Consider the following 17,167-nt stretch of genomic DNA (forward strand, 5'->3'; position numbering starts at 1 on the left):
CCCCTCATGCGGCACTCCCACTGGGGGAATCGCCACCACGCGAAGTCGACTCGGTGAACTCGGAGAACCGCTGGTTGGTTTCGTGGATCCCACTCTCCTTCTCGGACAAGGTGAATTCCATATGGAACGGGATGCCGGGGCGGCGATCCTCACCGATCTTCAGTAGGAATTTGCCGGTACCCGGCGGCGACGGACGCAGCTGACCAGGTTTGAGCGCCTCGCCCGTCAGCGCTTGCGGTGCGGACCATCCGGTCACCATCTCCTCCTCGGCGGATGTGAACGGAACCACGCTGTCCAAGCGCTTGATCTCCTCGCCGGGCAGCGCGCCGAATATCTTGGCGCGCGCGCGTTCGAGGAAGCCCAGCGCCTTCGCGATGGCGGCTTCCGATCCCAGTGCTTGCAGGTCCTTGATGGTGTGGCTGATCATGATCAGCGCGGTGGCGATGGTGCGCTGCAGACGGGTCAGCTCATCGACCCGGTCGACCATGAAGTCGCCGAGGCCGAGCACCTGCCACAGCTCGTCCATCACCACCTGGAAATAGCGCTGCGGGCCGAGTTTCGCGTCGGCGAGCACATGCGCGGCCTCCACCGAGGCGAAACCGTCGGCCCAGCAGGCCAGCATCACCGCGGCCTTGAGCTTCTTATCGCCGGTAGGGATATGGGATACGTCGATGCAGACCGCGACTGCGCTGGTATCAATCGGGACGGTGGTCTGCCCGTTGAAGATCGCGCCGAACGGGCCCTGGGTCAGGGCGCGCAGCGAGCGGCGCAGGCCCTTGATGGCGACCTGGTATTCGTTCGGATCGTCGGCGCCTGCGTCGAGCTGCAATTCGTCACCGCCGGCGACGATCACCTCGAGCAGGTTCTCCATGATTGGCGGTTGATCGGGGGTATAGCCGCTGCCCGGTCGGTAGAGGATGCGCAGTGCGGTGGCGATCAGCGTCTCCTCGTAGTCGCGCACCCGCGCGCCGCGTACGAGTTCGACCAGACCGGCGATGAGCGTGACCTGGCGGGCGCGCAGGTCCTGTAGCACCTGAAGTTGCAGTGCCGGAAACTCGTCCAGCATCGGCACGACCGAACCGAGCACACCGGCGGCGAGCGGGTTGAGCTTGCCGTGGCCGTAACCGAGGTCGATCACCTGGCCACCGACCAGTTCGACCAACTTACGGTAGTCCGGTTTCACGTCGGCCAGGATCAACGGGGTGATGCCCTGCGCGATACCGCCGAGCACGATCCGGCGCACCAGCGAGGACTTACCGAAACCGTTGAGCCCCAGGACGAAAAGGCTGGGCGCGGTGATGAAGCTGCCACGCAGGAACCAGTTCATCGGATCGAAGCAGACCGGGGCGCCGGTGTGCAGATGCGAACCGAGCGGGGTGCCGATCAACGGCGCACCCGCGCCGACCGACCACGGCCACAGACCCGCCACCTGGGCGGTGGTGGCCCGATATTCGACCGGGCGGCCCACGACGTTCATCCGGCCGCCGCCGGGACCCATATAGCCGCGATCGGTGAGTTGGGCTGTGCTGCGGTCGAATCCGTCTTCGAAGACCTGTTCGGCACGCGCCGCGTAATTGCGGCGGCGGATATCATCGGTGCGGATCCGGAAGGTCGCGAATGCCGCCCGCAGGCCGGTGCCCTCCCGGCTGATCTGCTCGAGTTTGGCCCTGGTCGCATCGTCGAGCAGCGGCGGGCCGGACTGTTTGCGCTTGTCCGACCTCGCCTTTGCGCGACGGGCGGCCTTGTCCATCTGCGGCGTGCCCATGGCGCGGTCCGCGGTGTAGTCGATCTTGGCCGCGCGCTGTGCCTCGCGACTCGTCCGCGATCCATTGCGTTCCGGTCGTGCCACGCGTTCCCCCCGTGCCGTTCGTTGCGGTGCGCCATCGCGCGGGCGAGCGGTCCGAGCGCCGTCGGGACGTCCGCGCTCCGTCGAATTCCGTTCACCGCGGCCATGTTCGGACCTGATGCGACCGCGGTCCGGATGCGGCCGATCGGCACGGCCACCGTCCGCGGCTGCGGCGCCGGGTCGCGCCCGTCGCTCGGCCGCATCGCGCGACGGTCGCCGCTCCCGATCGGACGTTTCGCCGATGCCGGTCCGCTCGCCGCCACTCATCCCCGCCGGGCCTCGCGCTGCCCGCCGATCCCGGTCGGGCATCTCCTCGATGCCCGAGCGCTCGACCCGGCCTCCGGTGGGCCGCTGAGCGCGTTCGTCCGCGGGCCGCTGCAATGCCGCGTCCTCGGGACGCCGCCTGCGCCGCACCGGCGCCTCGTCCCGTTCGCGCACGGGTGGCTCGTACTCACGTGCCATGTAATGCTCACCCCGCCAAGGCTTTCGGAATTGTCGCGTGTTCCGGCAGGATCACCCCGCAACCGAGCGAGGCCGCGAAGGCCGCCGCCTGGTAGCGGTAGCACCGCCGGATCTTCAACCGCGCCTGCGTGGACAGGTCGCGGGTAATGGCTTCGATGCGCGGCAGATCACCGCGCAGGGGCTCGGTGATGGTCACCAGCGCACCGAAGCGGGTCACACCGTGACCCCGGGCTTGTTCCTCACGGGCCTGCTGGGTGGCGCCCACCCGCAAGGTCGCGGCCGCCGAGACGACACCGCGTTCACTCTGCTGGGCCACCAGCGCGTTCTTGAAATCGTCGTCGACGATTTCCGCGGCGTCGGCGGCCGAATGCGGACGGTACACGATGGCGATGCGCTTGCGCGGCACTTCGGGATTCGGCGCCAGCAGCCGTTGCAGCACTCGCTCGTCCACCGCGCCCTCGGGTGCCGCGTCCATCTCCCAGGTGACCGAACGGCCACCGTCGTGCACCAGATGATCCCACTTCTCGTCGTGTGAAACCGGTCCGGCATCGGCCCAATCCAGGCCGTGCCCTTCGGGTTCGCCCGAGGCGACCTCGAGATCGGCCTGCGAGGCCGGATCGTAGCTGCGCCGGATGAACGAAATGACCTCATCGGCCGACATCGGCTGAGCGCGCACACCCGCCTCGGCCAGCGCGGCACAGATTCCGGGGAGCCTGCGCCCGATCTCGACGGCCTCCTCGGCCGGATTCTTGCGGCGCTCGGCGGTGGTCGCCTTGAAGGTGATCGCAACGCGCGGCAGCAACTGCACCCGTTCCTGCGGCAACTCGGTGGCAAGTTCGTACATCACCTGCTGCGCCAGCTCCGGCGCTTCCGGACGGGTGATGGTGGATACCTCGGTGAGCAGCCGGTTACCCGTCTCGGGCACGGTATCGATCACCGGGACGACGGCGACGATGTCGCTGGTCTGGCCGACCGAGGCGAGAAACGTACCCCAGGCCGAGACCCAACGATCGATGACCGGCTGGTCCACGGCCTCGTGCCCCTGCGGCCAAGCCCGCAAAACCACTGTGTACTGGGCGAATTGCGGTAGGTGGATCATGCCGAAGCTGTAGCCGCCCGCGTCGATGCCCTCGTAGAGCTTCGAGGGCGCGAGCAGACCGGGTAGCCGCGTGACACCGCCCGGAATCCGCGAGAACCGGCCGCCGCGATACACGTGCTCGCCGCGGTTGCGTGAGCGCATCCAGTTGAACATCATCAATCCGTTCTCGTATCCGGAGCGGCCCCCAGTCCGCCACACCAGTGGAACCATCACGACAACGCCGGTGCCGCCCACGATCAGACCCCACTTGAAGCCGCCGACCATGGCGCAGATCAGGGCCGTGATCACGACGACGAAGCCGATGACGGTCTCTTCCCAGCGCAGACCGAAAAGGCCTGCGCTGCGCGGCTTCTGCCACAGTCCGTACGAGCGGCGCTCGTAGGTATCGCTCGTCGTCATCGTCATCGCGGAATGGTGCTCCTCCCGAGGTCGGGCGAACGGTTCGCCCAGCGGTCGCCCGCCACATCACCCATGGCTTCATCGGCTCGGTTCAGCGGCGCGGTCGCCGCGCGGGCCACGCCGATCGCACCCGCCGCCCTCGACGCACCGGACGGTACTCCCGCCCCGCCCTGCGGGACGGAGGCGCGCGGAGGTGCTCCGCCGCCACCACCGCCACCACGTGGCGGGGCCGGGCGCGGCGCGCCACCGCCGCCACGCGGACCGCCCGCACCACCCGGTGGACGCGGACCGGTGGAGGTACCGCTGACATAACCCGCCGAACCCGGCGCGGCGCTCTTCGTCGCGACGGCCTTGGTGCCCATCGCACCCAAAGCGCCCACCGCGAGCAAGGTTCCGCCGGTGGCGGTGAGACCGGAACCACCACTACCAACGATCGCGACCGCGGGCGTGACCAACCGCATCAGCGCGGGCAGCACGAACGCGACACTGCACAGCAGCACGATGGCGACCAACATCCGTTGTGCCTGTTCGCCTTCGGGCAGTCCGCCGGTATCGGTCAGCGAATCCACATGGCCCGCAGTAGTGAACGCGATCATGTAGACAATGGCGGCCACCGGCTTCCAGAGCATGAACGCGATGATCCAGCCGATCAGCTTCTGATACGACTGTTTGCCGATATTCATCCCGGATGCGGCCGCGGCCAATGGCAGCACACCGGCCGCGATGATCAGCAGACCCTGACGCACGATGGCGAGCACGATCTGTGCCAGCGCGCCCAGCAGTCCGACGATCGCGATGATCAACACCAGACCCGGCGAGAATGCCTGCAGCTTACTGGTTTTCACCATCAGCTCGGCCAGGTCCTTGGCATTGCCATTGGTCGAATCATTGATGATCCACTCGGAGAAGCGATCCGAGGCCTGAGTGCCCGCGACGATGACGGCACCCAGCATCCAGGAACTGAAAACCACCCGCGTGAACATGCGGAACGATTCGGCCGCCTCATTCATGACGGCGCCGCGTCTGGCCTCGGCCAATCTGGCGCCGGACAATATCACCGAGGCGATGAGCAGCAATATCTGCGCTTGATAGGTGTAGTCGTTGATCTTGACGAACAACGAACCCGAATCGCTGGCCGCCTCGTTGGGGACCTTCATCCAGAACGTCAACGCGAGGATGATGGCCTCACCGAGACCGTTCATCAGCGAATCGACGACCTTGCCGAAGGTCGAATCCCAGGCCTTGTCCTTGACCGCGTTCGCGGCGCTGCCCGGGTGCGAGGCGGCATTGCCCGCCTTGCACGCGGCCGACGCGGCGTCACCGAGCGAGAAGCCGGGCAGACCGACGTTGTCGAGCGTGTCGTGCAATTCGTTGCACGTATCGTCGAATCCGTATGTCTGACCGTACGCCACCGTCGGTGTCGCGATCATGACAGTGAAAATGACCGCGAGGATCGTGACAACGCGCCTCACCATTTTGTCCACCCATCGATCGAGTCGATCGTCTCGAGCGGCTGTACATCACTCGTGGACGACTTGAGTTTCCAACCACCATCGCGCCAGAGCACATTCAGTCTCATGGCTACCCAACTGCGCCCGCCGTGCAGGAAATCACGGGTCTTGCGGGCGATACGTACCACAGCGAAATCGTCACCATAGCTTTCGATTCGGAATGCATCGGAGGCGAACAACAACGGTTTGATGTTGTCGGGCAGTTCATTCGGGACCTTGCCGTCGGCGATCTTTCGGTCGCGATCGGCCTGCTCCTGGTCCGACAGGATCACCAGCTGCCGCCACAGGGCCCGATCGGTCGGACGTGCCACGGTGCGCCAGTAGATCTGCTCGGCCGCGAGCGCTGCGCCCTGCGGGGTCCGGGTGAATCCGATCGGTATGTCGTCGTCGATGCGGGTCGGGCCGTCGGTCGTCGAGAACGGGATCACCGGGCCGCTGTACACCCGCTGCCAACCCCCCTGCTCACCTGTGCCCCCCGGAGCGCCGGACAACCAGTCGGTGTCGGCGGGCTGACGCGGCGTAACCGACTCCGAAAGCGGTTGGCCGGCAGGATTGTTCGGAACATCAAAACGATGGCCGAACGAATCCACGTCGGAGCCGCTGAATCCGGCGGCCCTCCCGGCGGAGGAAGCGCTGACCGGCGCGCTGCCAGAACTCGTGCTGGTCTTCGATACCTGATCACCCCCTGCGGCGTTGTCTCGCATGGCGACCACGGTCACCACGACCGCGACGACCACGGCAAGCACCGCGCCGACGCCGAGCATCGCGAGCGGCGAATGTTTGCCTGCCGGACCGGATCCGGGCCCAGCGGTCACCATTTGGTCCACCCGTTCAACGACTCGACATATTCGGTCTGCGGGTTGTTCGAGGTTGCCGGCTTCAGCCGCCAGTCCCCCGCGTCCCAGATCATCACCAATCGCAGGGCCGCCCACAGCTGCTGGCCATCGACCACCTGGCCACGGGTGGCCAGCTGGATGATCGCGAGATCATCCGCATAGTTCTCGACCTTGAACGCGTCCGAGGCGACAAAATACTTGGTCACCTTCTCCGGCTGCTGCTGCGGGAGTTTGTCCTGGGACAGGGCCTTGTCGTAGGCGGCGATCTGCTGGGCCGAGACGCGGACCTGGCGGACGTAGAGGTCGCGGTCGGCCGGGCGGGCGTTGAGGCGGTAGGTGATCTGGGCGGCCGCGAGCACCGCCCCCTGCGGGGTGTGCGAATACCCGACGGCCAGACCGTCTTCGATGTGGGTCGGTCCGTCGGAGGTGGAGAACGGGACCGATGCGCCGTAGACCCGCTGCCAACCGTGCGGTGCGGTGGTGCCCTCTGGTGCCGCGGTCAGCCAGTCCGCGTCCGACGGCCTGCGCTGCCGGGACGGATCCTGCGGAAGCGGTTGTCCGGCAGGGTTGTTCGGTACATCGACGCGTCTGCCGAGAATATCCACCTCGGGGGTCGCGAAGCCCTCACCGCCGGAATTGGCCGCGGCGGCGGCCTTGTCGCCACCCGAACCCGAATCGTCCCGGCTCACGTACACGAATACGCCGACGACCACGATGAGCACCAGCACGGCAGCGGACGCGATGACACCGAAGGAGACGCGATCGCGCGCGTACGACTCCTTCTCACTCATGACTCCGCCTCGCTAGCGCTCGGCTCCGTCATGAGCGAAGCACGCTGCGACATGATTCGCTCGCTTCGCCCGCTCATGCCGGCGCCTCCAATTTCACTATGTCCGTGGGCAATTCATCGACCGCCTCGATGGGCCGGGCGGTCGCGTCGGGATCCGGCAGTCGTAATCTCCAGTCGTTGCCGAACCATTCGACAGTGGTGTGGTTCACCGCCTTCGAGTTGTCCGAATATTCGGTATAGACGTCGACGGCGGAAGCCGAATCGGTGTAGCCGGTGATCTTGTATCCGAGCACTCTCGGCGCATATTCGGGCGCGGCCGGACCGGTGATCGAAAGCTGCACCCGGTTGACCGACCACTCGTCTCTGGCCTTGTTCGGCACCACCTCTTGGCGCACGATATCGGCCCATTGACTGTCGGCGGCCACCGACAATCGCACCGTGTGCATGATCGCCGCCAACGCGGCACCGATCGGCGAATGCTCGAAACCCGTTGCGGCGCCGTCGGATATCTGCTTGGGCCCCTGGTCGGCACTCGGTAGTGCCACTCCTTGGAACGGCTGCCACCGCACCTGGGTCGGTACGGCCGTCAGGTTCGGGCCGGAATCGCCGTCACCGCCGCCGCAGCCGACCGCCGCCAGGAGCAGGGCAGCACCGAACGCACCCGCGGCGGGCTTGCGAATGCCGCGCCGCCACACGCCGGGTTGCTCCCGCACAACTGTGGAAATCATCCCAGGGCCGTCCCCATCCCCGTTCACGTCGGCAGGAACGCCAACGCGATCCCCGAGGCCGTGCTCGCCACAGCCGCCCCGAGCAGACTCATCAATACGCCGTGCGAGGCGTCGTTCATCGCCAGGTCGCTCCGGAACGCGATCCACAGGCGGCCGGCGGATACGATCATCCACGCCAGGCACACCAGCAGTACGAACCAGAGCAGCCAGTTCAGCAGCTGCATCAGCGGTTGCAGCACTTCGGCGGGCATCTGCTTGTAGGCAAGCAGTTCCGCCGCCGACATTCGCACGGTAGCCATCGCCGACATCAGGTTCCGATGACGGCGTTCATGATGGTGCCCGCGCTCGTCGCGACGACGCCGCCGATCATGGCTCCGGCCACCATCTTCGGCGATTCGAGCCCACCACCGGTCCACTTCTCCCACGCGAATTTGCCACCCGCGTAGGTGATTCCGCAAATACCGGAGAGCAACACGAACCAGGTGAGGTAGCGAACCAGCTGCAGGATCTTCTCCGAGCCGGGAGGCGCTTCCGGGGTCGGGTTACCGACCTGAGCCAGGACAGTGCCGTACGTGTCCTGCACGGCAAGGAGAATCATGCTCATCGGCTGCCTTTCTTGGTAGTGGCGGTCAACGGTGGTCCTCGTCGAAAGATGCACTGGTGTCCAGGTTTTCGCGCACGACCGCAACGATATCGGCTCCGAGCTCCCGGATCTCGAGCGGAACTTCCTCGAGCGGGTCGATTCTTTTCTTCTTCTGCGGTATCTCGTCGCCCGGGGTCCAGATCGGCAGGCTCTCCGGTTCGACGAGGGTCCACTCCTCGTACCACGGGACCTGCCAGACCTGACCGGCCAGGGAGCCGACCACATCGCGGTAGCGGCGGATTTCGGCGGGCATGCGCCCGGGACGAGCCGCGACCGTGATCAGACCGAGGACCTCACAGGAGCCCGCGAAACCCGAATGATGTTGGCGCAGCAGATCATGCGCACGCGTGAGTCCGGCAATGGTCTCGCGAGCCACCAGGACAACGAAGGGCGATTCGCGGTCGAAGACGCCCGGCCAGCGGCGGCCCGAATCCGCCGCGGGCGCAAGCACCCGCGCGAGGCTACTGGCTCCGGCACCGCCGTGCACACCTAGCAGCCACCACAGTGGCGCCCGGCCGACGCCGGGTACGGGACGGTCCCAAATGGGCGCGCGACGGGACTCCGGTGGGGCGACCACACCGGCCTGGGCGGCTTCGGACTGGCGACGAAGTTTCATGGCGGCCGTCATGATGCCACTCCGGCGAGCAGCCGCCCATAAGCCCGGCGCGTCTCCGAAGCCAGCGATGCGTGGCGAACGAGTTCACCGCGCGCCAGATGTGGATCGTAGGGAATCTCCCTGATATCACGAACCCAGCCGGAAAGGTGCTCACGCAAATGATCGGCAACATGTGAGTCCGCGCCGGGGAGCTGATGTGAGACAACGATTGTGGTGTCGCCGACGATGCCGCCGCCCTGCCCCTCAGCCGAAGCGCCGAACTGGTCATCGAGCCATTCCAGGGTCACCCGCAGCCGGTTCGCGGCATCGGCGCGCGCCGGAATGGCAAGTACCAGAGCGACATCCGCGTCATCCAGCAATGGCCGCAGCTGCCGTCCGGCAATCGGGTTGCCGCCGTCATAGACAGCGGTGTACCCGGCGTCATAGATCGCGCGCGCAACTGTGAGATATGTGGCACGCCGACGCAGTGGCGCGGCGTCGCGCCAGAGCAGTCCGATACCCGAACTCGCCTGCGACAGACACTCCTTCAACGGCGCAGGCTCATCGTTGCCGCGCCCGTACAACCACGATTGCAGGCTGATCGGATGCAGGTGCTCATCGGCACCGCGTAGCGCCAGATCACTGCCCGCCGCCGTGGCGTCCACCGCTACCGTCGAGGTGCCCGTCGTGCCGAGTTCACCGGCCAAGCCCAAGGCCGTGGTCGTGGTTCCCGCACCACCACAGCCACCGACCACCAGAATCGAACGCTGCGCCGGTTCCGCGGATTCGCTGTCTCCGCCCTTACGCCGCAGACGCACCACCGGAGCCTTCGAAGGCGCATGCCGGTCCGACGGATCACCCGCATCGGGCGCCTCGTCGAGCCAGCGGCTCCAGTCGTCTCCCATCGCTATCAGCTCTCCCTAATTCATCCGGCCGCGACGCCCGTGATGAGCGTGCGGCCGTCGACCACCACCGTGGTGACGGTCTGCTTGTTGTACGTGGCGGGCGCGCCGCCGGGTCGGTACTCGGTGACCTCGACCGAATACCGGTCATCGGTGATCGTCTGGATCCGCACGCAGTGCGTGGTGCCCAGCGGAATGGTGTCGATGCCGTGCTGGATCACCGCGGCCGAGGAGATATTCGAATCCGGGGCGACCACCGCCCGGACCCGCTCGCCGGAGCGTTCCACGTAGTAGGCGTATTGGAACGCCAGGATCGCGTCCGGTCCGGAGTCGGTGCCGCCGGGTTCGGCACTGCGCACGATGCGGTCGCCGCGTTCGGTCGGACAGTCGGCGATGCCTCGGGATTGGACACTGCCCGCGGTGAATTGCATCGAGGGCACGACCGGCGCGGCGGCGCGATCACCGGACGAGCGCAGAAGCAACACCGCGCCTGCGGCGGCCGCGGCCAACAGCAGCACGACCACGACGAGCACCGCGATCACCCGGGCCCGGCGCGCGGCCGGATGATCGCGCGCCTCCTGGCGCAGTGCGCGCGTCACGCGCGTCGACCGTTCGCGCGGAACGTGGTCGTGGTCGTCGTCCTCCGGCCACGGGAACTGTACAAGTTCGCCATCGCGCGGACCGACGTAGTCGTCGTCGGGACCGGGGGCGCGTCCGGCCACCCAATCCGACCATCCACCGGTGAATTCGCTGCGACTGGAGGCCAGATCGGCGGGCACCTCGTTACGTGCGCGCACCTCGTCGGGATCGTCCTCGCGAATGTAGTGCGGAAACCGGGGCGCACCGTCCTCGTCACCGGGATCCCGCAATCCCGGCTCGTCGGGGTTCGGGGCCGCTACCCCCATCTCCGGCTCCAGCGCGCCGTACCAGCGCGACAGCTGTTTGTACGACTTCAACATTCCCCCATTCCGGCAGAGCGAGGCACATGCATAATCGGACCCTCTCTGCGATCAGTTCGTGGAGAACGGGTAGGTGTTGTTTACGGTGCCGGGTACTACGGTGGGCGGAGTCGACGTCGCGCCGCCGGATGAGGTGCCACCGGCTCCTGTCCCGAACGGAAATTGTCCCGTACCGGACGAATTCGGCGTAGTCGACGCGCCGGAACTTTCTCCGAAGAATCCGGTGGTCGATTTCCTGCTGCCACCGATAGGCACAGATCCGCTGCCATATTTATCGGCCAGATCGTGTGCCGCCGCAGCGAACCAGTCCGCGACGAATCGGGTGGGCGCATCACCGGTCGCGGTGACCGCCGCCGTATTGTAGGCGCCGTGGCGCTGCACGGTATCCCAATAGCGCACCCAGGTCGTCACATTGAGCAGTTCGGTGTTATCGGTGATGTTCTGTACAACCGCGTCGAAGGCCTGAGTTACCAGTCGGGCACCGGTCGTCGGCGGCACCAACTGCGGAATCGCGCCCAGTAATTTCGTGCCGAACAGCAGGATTCCGGAGACCGGATCGGTCAGACCCGCGGTGGCCAGTTGTCTGATATCAGCCGAGTTGATGACCGACCTGACCACCGTCACGACCGCGTTCAGTCCGATCATGCCGACCTTCAGCAATGCCTGCAGTGCCGCAGGGATATTCACCGGTGTGCGCGGATCGGCGGCATCGGCCAGGCGCTGCGAAATCGACTTCTGCGGTGAAATCGACAAATTCGCCAGAGAGTTGCCTTGGACATCCTCATTGACGACTTTGGTGGCGGTTTTGATCGACGTGTATGCCAGCGCCTGGGAAATCGACACCAGTGATGCAATCGGGTCGCCACCACTCAACTCGGACTGGCCCGCAATAGACGCCACTGCCTTCAGAATCGGCGCGCCCTCCGGTGCATCGCACGCGAGATCGCCTGCGGCACAGAAACTCGCGACGCGTCCGGTGAGCGCGGCAAAATTGGGGGCCTTATCGCGCTCCGGCCCGATTCCGCCGCCACTGGCGGGCTCCTGCGGCAGTGCCGCGATGGATGCGATGCGGTCCCCTGATGTGCCCGGTGCCGGATCCGGCGTCGCCTTGCCCGGTGAGCCGGGAAATAGCGGCGCACCGGGATTGCGGGTCGGATCGGCGAACAAGGCGACCGCAGCGACCTTCTCGGGCGGTATCACGCCATGGCCCTGGCCGACCTCCTGAGCGAACATCGAGGCCACGTGCGCGCCTTGCGAATAGCCCACGATCGCGAAGCGGGTCTCGGTGCAGCGGGCCGCGACATCTTGGGCCATCGAGCGCAGCCGGAGCAGTCCGCCGATCACCGACTCCGCATACGACACCGTGCCACCGGCGGTCGCGCCGCCGAAACTGGATTCGTATGGGACATAGGCACGGTCGACCAGACTGGGGTCGGCCTTGGCCAGCATCGGCATGAAGACCGTGGAGAGCATGCCGGTATCGGTGGTCGGCGCGGCATCGGGTGACGATTCGCCTGTGCCCTGAATTCCCAAGGCGTACAGTGCCGGACACGTACCGATGGCGATGTTCGTCGACGGGCCTGCGGAATCGGACGGTTCCGCTACGGCGGTCCCTGCGGTCGCCACAGCAACGGCGAATGCGATCAGCATTCCCGAGATCCGTGCCGTGTAGTCCATCATAGCGATCCACAATCAATTCGTGTTGCCACACTTAACCAAAACGCCATGAAACGCAATAGACCGTAACAGATTCCGACTCTTGCTGCGGCTTCGACGAAAAGTTTGCGCGAACCGCCGAGTGCCGCACGGCAGTTCACGGCGTGCCATTCTGGATTATCCGACAAGTTTCCGACGGCGGACGCCGCCCCGCAACCGGTCGGCGACCCGCCGGGGATTCGAATCATCAACCTGGACTTTGCATTCCAGCGAACGCCGAACCACACCGGGAGGCAACCGCAACTTTCCATGCGGGTACGCCGGCTATGTCCAGCGAGGTTGACGGGTGGGCTCTAGGTGGCCGAGGTCACCCGGTAGACGTCGTAGACGCCCTCCACATTGCGAACCACATTCAGCAAGTGGCCGAGGTGTTTCGGATCGCCCATCTCGAAGGTGAACTTGCTGATCGCGACCCGGTCACCGTGTGTGGCGACCGATGCGGACAGGATGTTCACCTTCTCATCGGCGAGCACCTTGGTCACATCCGAGAGCAGTCGGGTGCGGTCGAGTGCCTCGATCTGGATAGCGACCAGGAAGACCGAGGACGGCGAGGGCGCCCACTCGACGTCGATGATGCGCTCGGCCTGATCGCGCAGCGAACCGGCATTGGTGCAGTCGGTACGGTGCACGCTCACCGCGCCACCGCGGGTCACGAAGCCCATGATCTCGTCACCGGGGACCGGAGTGCAGCATTTGGCCAGCTTCGCCACCGTGCCCGACGCACCGGGAATCAGCACCCCAGCGTCACCGGTCACGCGCTGTCGGCTCGGCGTCGTCGACGGAGTGGAGCGCTCGGCGAGTTCGTTCTCGACATCACCGATGCCACCGAGTTGCGCCATCAACCGCTGCACGACATGGTGCGCGGACACCTGATGCTCACCGACGGCGGTGTAGAGGGTGGAGATGTCGGTGTAGTGCAGTTCGTGCGCGACGGCGGTCATCGCGTCCACGCTCATCAACCGCTGCAGCGGCAGCCCGACGCGGCGGACCTCCTTGGAGATCTGCTCCTTACCGCTTTCCAGGGCCTCTTCGCGGCGTTCCTTGGCGAACCACTGCCGGATCTTGGCCTTGGCGCGCGGAGAGACCACGAAGTTCTGCCAGTCGCGGCTGGGTCCTGCGTTCTGCGCCTTCGAGGTGAATACCTCGACGACCTCACCGTTTTCGAGCTGACGCTCCAGTGCGACCAGCCGGCCGTTGACCCGCGCGCCGATGCAACGGTGCCCGACCTCGGTATGCACTGCGTACGCGAAATCGACCGGAGTCGACTTCTGCGGCAACGTGATCACATCACCCTTCGGGGTGAACACGAAGATCTCGGGCGACTTCAGGTCGAAGCGCAACGACTCCAGGAATTCGGCCGGATCAGCGGCCTCTCGCTGCCAATCGAGCAGTTGACGCATCCACGCCATATCGTCGACTTCGGTGGAGTCGTTGGAATGCTTGCCGCGGGTCTCCTTGTAGCGCCAATGCGCGGCGATGCCGAATTCGGCGGTACGGTGCATGTCCTGGGTGCGGATCTGCACTTCCAGCGGCTTACCGTCGGGCCCGACGACCGTGGTGTGCAGCGACTGGTAGACGCCATAGCGCGGCTGGGCGATGTAGTCCTTGAACCGGCCCGCCATCGGCTGCCACAGCGAATGCACGACACCGACCGCCGCATAGCAGTCGCGCACCTCGTCGCACAGGATGCGGATGCCGACCAGGTCGTGGATGTCGTCGAAGTCCTTACCCTTGACGATCATCTTCTGATAGATCGACCAGTAGTGCTTGGGGCGACCCTCGACGATCGCGTTGATCCGCGATGCCGCAAGCGTATTCACGATTTCCGCGCGCACCCGCGCCAGGTAGGTATCGCGCGACGGCGCGCGGTCGGCGACCAGGCGCACGATCTCGTCGTACTTCTTCGGGTGCAGAATCGCGAACGCGAGGTCCTCGAGCTCCCATTTGACCGTGGCCATACCGAGGCGGTGTGCCAGCGGGGCGATTACCTCGAGGGTTTCCTTGGCCTTCTTCGCCTGCTTCTCCGGCGGCAGGAAGCGCATGGTGCGCATGTTGTGCAGGCGGTCGGCCACCTTGATCACCAGAACGCGCGGGTCGCGCGCCATCGCGATGATCATCTTGCGGATGGTCTCGGCCTCGGCGGCGGCGCCCAGGTTGACCTTGTCGAGTTTGGTGACGCCGTCGACCAGATGCGCGACCTCGGCGCCGAAGTCCTCGGTCAGCTGCTCGAGCGAGTAGCCGGTGTCCTCCACGGTGTCGTGCAGCAGCGCCGCGACCAGTGTGGTGGTGTCCATGCCGAGTTCGGCGAGGATATTGGCGACCGCGAGCGGGTGGGTGATGTAGGGATCACCGGATTTGCGGAACTGGTGGGCGTGGCGCTCGTCGGCGACGTCGAAGGCGCGCTGCAGCAGCGTGAGATTCGCCTTCGGATACAGCTCGCGGTGCACACTGGCCAGCGGTTCGAGTACCGGTTTGACCGCCGCGATACCGCGCTGGCCGGTCATGCGCCGGGCCAGTCGGGCGCGCACCCGCCGCGAGGCGGAGGTCGGAACCGCGGCCGTGGTCCCGGGCTGACGCGCCGGTGTGGCACCGCCGCTCATCTGCGGTTTCGGCGTGGTCACATCCGCGGCGGCCGCACCATTCGATTGCGGGGCGCCTGCCGATTGCTCGACATTCGCCTCGCCCAGATGCTGAGTCATGCCACCACCTCTCCACGCCGCGATCGGACCACAGTATCCGACCGCTGCAACCGCCCAGACCACAACTTTAGTCCGCGCGCAGGTCACCTGCCCGATCCGAGGTTGCCGAGTCGGAAATGCCCCCCGGTTATGCGGGTGAATTGCGGCGCAGGCGATCGTATGCGGCGACAACGAACCGAGCGTGCGAAAGGTGCCCTATCGGCTGGTAAAAGGTTCAACAGGCTGGCGGATGCGCGATTGTCCGTCGAAGTCCGGGTCGAGCGGGGCGTGGAAGATGTCCAGCACGGTGGGGGTGATATCGACCAACGAGAAGCTGGAACTGGTCGCGCCCGCGAGGAAGTCCGGGCCGCGGGCGATGACGAAACTGCTTGTCTCGTCGGGGGTTTGGCCGCCATGGCCGCCCTTGGGCCGGTGGCCGTGGTCGGTGGTGACCAGGACGGTCCAGCGTTCGGCGGGGTTGGCGCGAGCGCGAGCATCCACGGCGGCGACTACGCGGCCGACGAGGGCGTCGATGCGGGTGACGGCGTCGCGGTACTCGCTGGACGCGCCGCCGTGCTGGTGGCCGGCGCGGTCGACCTGGTCGAGGTGGGTGAACAGGAAGTCGGGGGCGTATTTGGTGATGGCGGTGACGACGCTGTCGGTGGTGGCGGCGTCGGTGGCGCTTTCGTTGTCGTCGTCGGGGACGAGCGGGGTGGAGATGACGACGTCGGCGCGCGGATCGCCGCTGGCCGTCATGGTGGCGATCTGATCCCAGGTGGCGATGGACTGGGTTTTGAGGGTCGGATCGTGGCGTTCGAGGCGGGTGAAGACCGTCGGATATTTCGCGAACGGGGTGGCGTCGAAGTTGTTGTCGGTGATGCCGTGTTTGCTGCCCCAGACGCCGGTGAGCACGGTGGCCCAGGAGGGGCCGGAGATGGAGATATGCGGGGCGATGGAGCCGCGGCCCAGGGTGCCTTCGGCGCTGAGCCGCAACAGGTTCGGCGCCCGCACCTCCTCGATCTTGCGGTACATCGTGCCGTCGAGTCCGATGAGGACGACCTTGTCGGCTTGGGGGGCGGCCTGCGCACGCCCGGCGGCGAGGACGGTCGAAACGGCCGCGACGGCAACGGCGCCGGAGAAAAGTTGCCTGCGTGCGAGGGACGTGGTGGCTACGGTTCGCGCGCTCATATCCCGAACGATCCGGTACGACAGTGCTTTTCGGTAGCACACCGAGTGAGTGTTCATGGACGTTTCATCGGTCTCGCCATCGCCGGTCGCCTTGCTGAACAACCACTTAACTAGCGATAGCCAATAGCTATTCGCACTGCTCACGGGCGCGTTTCGGTGAGGTGAACAGCAGAAGCCGGTTGACACGCCGTCCAACGTGTGGCTGGCTGACCGCCATGTGCCCCGCTGCACCCCTTCGGATCGCCGCCGTCGCGGATCTGCATATGCGCGATGCCGTCGCGGGACGTTTCCGCCCGGACTTCCTGCGACTGAACGCCGATGTGCTGCTGCTCGGCGGCGATCTCACCGAGGGCGGTGGGCCGCACGAGACGGATCTGCTGTGCGCCGAGATCGCCGGACTCGCGATGCCGGTGGTCGCGGTGCTCGGCAATCACGATCACGATCGGCGGCTCGAATACCGCATCGCGGCCATGCTCACCGCACTCGGCGTGCATGTGCTCGACGGCGATGCGATCACGCTCGAGCTGCGCGGACGGCAGGTCGGTATCGCCGGTGTGATGGGTGGCAGCGGTGGGTTTCCCGACTACCGCGGCACCCCGACGAAGGCAGCGCCGAGCACCGTGCCCGGATGCGGCGCGGGCCGTTGGACGCACTGCGACTGCGTCAGGCGCTGGATTCGCTGGAGTGCGAAACACGTATCGCCCTGATGCATTTCGCGCCGATCATCGACACGCTGGTGGGTGAACCGCCGAAGATCTACCCGGGGCTGGGCTGTCACGATCTAGGTGCGGCCGTGGACGCGGGCGGTGCGGTGC

The 17,167-nt window shown here is 66.2% G+C and carries 15 protein-coding genes; 1 reads left to right on the forward strand and 14 read right to left on the reverse strand.

Annotated features, from left to right (window positions below):
- Positions 1-4: 4 nt before the first annotated feature.
- The 14 genes from ACFYOW_RS05160 to ACFYOW_RS05225 form a co-directional block, all read right to left on the reverse strand.
- Complete coding sequence (locus tag ACFYOW_RS05160; RefSeq protein ID WP_387284659.1) at positions 5-2,308, reverse strand: hypothetical protein; 2,304 nt, start codon at positions 2,306-2,308, stop codon at positions 5-7.
- A gap of 7 nt (positions 2,309-2,315) precedes the next feature.
- Entirely contained in the window at positions 2,316-3,806 is a 1,491-nt protein-coding gene (locus tag ACFYOW_RS05165) for an SCO6880 family protein (protein ID WP_387286015.1), read from the reverse strand.
- Between the two features lie 2 nt (positions 3,807-3,808).
- Entirely contained in the window at positions 3,809-5,281 is a 1,473-nt protein-coding gene (locus ACFYOW_RS05170) for a hypothetical protein (protein ID WP_387284661.1), read from the reverse strand.
- Positions 5,275-6,135: a hypothetical protein gene (locus ACFYOW_RS05175; protein ID WP_387284663.1), complete on the reverse strand. Its 861-nt coding sequence runs from the start codon at positions 6,133-6,135 to the stop codon at positions 5,275-5,277. Before ACFYOW_RS05175 ends, ACFYOW_RS05170 begins: the two co-directional genes overlap by 7 nt.
- A complete protein-coding gene (locus ACFYOW_RS05180; protein WP_387284664.1) occupies positions 6,129-6,944 on the reverse strand; it encodes a hypothetical protein in 816 nt (271 codons plus the stop codon). Before ACFYOW_RS05180 ends, ACFYOW_RS05175 begins: the two co-directional genes overlap by 7 nt.
- Before the next feature lie 73 nt (positions 6,945-7,017).
- Complete coding sequence (locus tag ACFYOW_RS05185) at positions 7,018-7,671, reverse strand: hypothetical protein (protein ID WP_387284665.1); 654 nt, start codon at positions 7,669-7,671, stop codon at positions 7,018-7,020.
- 23 nt (positions 7,672-7,694) lie between these two features.
- Positions 7,695-7,970: a hypothetical protein gene (locus ACFYOW_RS05190; protein ID WP_245567243.1), complete on the reverse strand. Its 276-nt coding sequence runs from the start codon at positions 7,968-7,970 to the stop codon at positions 7,695-7,697.
- 8 nt (positions 7,971-7,978) lie between these two features.
- Entirely contained in the window at positions 7,979-8,275 is a 297-nt protein-coding gene (locus tag ACFYOW_RS05195) for a hypothetical protein (protein WP_040692318.1), read from the reverse strand.
- Positions 8,276-8,300: 25 nt separating this feature from the next.
- The gene (locus ACFYOW_RS05200) at positions 8,301-8,942 is read right to left on the reverse strand and encodes a hypothetical protein (RefSeq protein WP_387284667.1); all 642 of its coding nucleotides are present in this window, start codon (positions 8,940-8,942) and stop codon (positions 8,301-8,303) included.
- Positions 8,939-9,814 carry a MinD/ParA family protein gene (locus tag ACFYOW_RS05205; RefSeq protein ID WP_387284668.1) on the reverse strand — a complete coding sequence of 292 codons (876 nt, stop codon included), beginning with the start codon at positions 9,812-9,814 and terminating at the stop codon, positions 8,939-8,941. Before ACFYOW_RS05205 ends, ACFYOW_RS05200 begins: the two co-directional genes overlap by 4 nt.
- Positions 9,815-9,834: 20 nt before the next feature.
- Positions 9,835-10,770, reverse strand: a complete 936-nt coding sequence (locus ACFYOW_RS05210) for a hypothetical protein (RefSeq protein WP_387284669.1) — start codon at positions 10,768-10,770, stop codon at positions 9,835-9,837.
- 51 nt (positions 10,771-10,821) lie between these two features.
- Entirely contained in the window at positions 10,822-12,450 is a 1,629-nt protein-coding gene (locus ACFYOW_RS05215) for a cutinase family protein (RefSeq protein ID WP_387284670.1), read from the reverse strand.
- 329 nt (positions 12,451-12,779) lie between these two features.
- Positions 12,780-15,086 (reverse strand): RelA/SpoT family protein, encoded by a 2,307-nt coding sequence (locus ACFYOW_RS05220; protein ID WP_387286017.1) that lies wholly within the window; start codon positions 15,084-15,086, stop codon positions 12,780-12,782.
- A 294-nt stretch (positions 15,087-15,380) separates the two neighbouring features.
- Complete coding sequence (locus ACFYOW_RS05225) at positions 15,381-16,352, reverse strand: alkaline phosphatase family protein (RefSeq protein ID WP_387284672.1); 972 nt, start codon at positions 16,350-16,352, stop codon at positions 15,381-15,383.
- A gap of 215 nt (positions 16,353-16,567) precedes the next feature.
- Here ACFYOW_RS05225 and ACFYOW_RS05230 point away from each other — a divergent pair, with 215 nt between their 5' ends.
- Positions 16,568-17,059 carry a metallophosphoesterase gene (locus tag ACFYOW_RS05230; protein ID WP_387284673.1) on the forward strand — a complete coding sequence of 164 codons (492 nt, stop codon included), beginning with the start codon at positions 16,568-16,570 and terminating at the stop codon, positions 17,057-17,059.
- Positions 17,060-17,167: the final 108 nt, after the last annotated feature.

Source organism: Nocardia sp. NPDC006982, from assembly GCF_042869435.1.
GTDB lineage: Bacteria > Actinomycetota > Actinomycetes > Mycobacteriales > Mycobacteriaceae > Nocardia.

Coding starts and splice junctions, on each gene's coding strand:
- ACFYOW_RS05230 (WP_387284673.1), top strand. CDS start 16,568: ATGTGCCCCGCTGCACCCCTTCGGATCGCCGCCGTCGCGGATCTGCAT.
- ACFYOW_RS05165 (WP_387286015.1), bottom strand. CDS start 3,806: ATGACGACGAGCGATACCTACGAGCGCCGCTCGTACGGACTGTGGCAG.
- ACFYOW_RS05210 (WP_387284669.1), bottom strand. CDS start 10,770: ATGTTGAAGTCGTACAAACAGCTGTCGCGCTGGTACGGCGCGCTGGAG.
- ACFYOW_RS05200 (WP_387284667.1), bottom strand. CDS start 8,942: ATGACGGCCGCCATGAAACTTCGTCGCCAGTCCGAAGCCGCCCAGGCC.
- ACFYOW_RS05220 (WP_387286017.1), bottom strand. CDS start 15,086: ATGAGCGGCGGTGCCACACCGGCGCGTCAGCCCGGGACCACGGCCGCG.
- ACFYOW_RS05195 (WP_040692318.1), bottom strand. CDS start 8,275: ATGAGCATGATTCTCCTTGCCGTGCAGGACACGTACGGCACTGTCCTG.
- ACFYOW_RS05180 (WP_387284664.1), bottom strand. CDS start 6,944: ATGAGTGAGAAGGAGTCGTACGCGCGCGATCGCGTCTCCTTCGGTGTC.
- ACFYOW_RS05215 (WP_387284670.1), bottom strand. CDS start 12,450: ATGATGGACTACACGGCACGGATCTCGGGAATGCTGATCGCATTCGCC.
- ACFYOW_RS05175 (WP_387284663.1), bottom strand. CDS start 6,135: ATGGTGACCGCTGGGCCCGGATCCGGTCCGGCAGGCAAACATTCGCCG.
- ACFYOW_RS05160 (WP_387284659.1), bottom strand. CDS start 2,308: ATGGCACGTGAGTACGAGCCACCCGTGCGCGAACGGGACGAGGCGCCG.
- ACFYOW_RS05185 (WP_387284665.1), bottom strand. CDS start 7,671: ATGATTTCCACAGTTGTGCGGGAGCAACCCGGCGTGTGGCGGCGCGGC.
- ACFYOW_RS05225 (WP_387284672.1), bottom strand. CDS start 16,352: ATGAGCGCGCGAACCGTAGCCACCACGTCCCTCGCACGCAGGCAACTT.
- ACFYOW_RS05190 (WP_245567243.1), bottom strand. CDS start 7,970: ATGGCTACCGTGCGAATGTCGGCGGCGGAACTGCTTGCCTACAAGCAG.
- ACFYOW_RS05170 (WP_387284661.1), bottom strand. CDS start 5,281: ATGGTGAGGCGCGTTGTCACGATCCTCGCGGTCATTTTCACTGTCATG.
- ACFYOW_RS05205 (WP_387284668.1), bottom strand. CDS start 9,814: ATGGGAGACGACTGGAGCCGCTGGCTCGACGAGGCGCCCGATGCGGGT.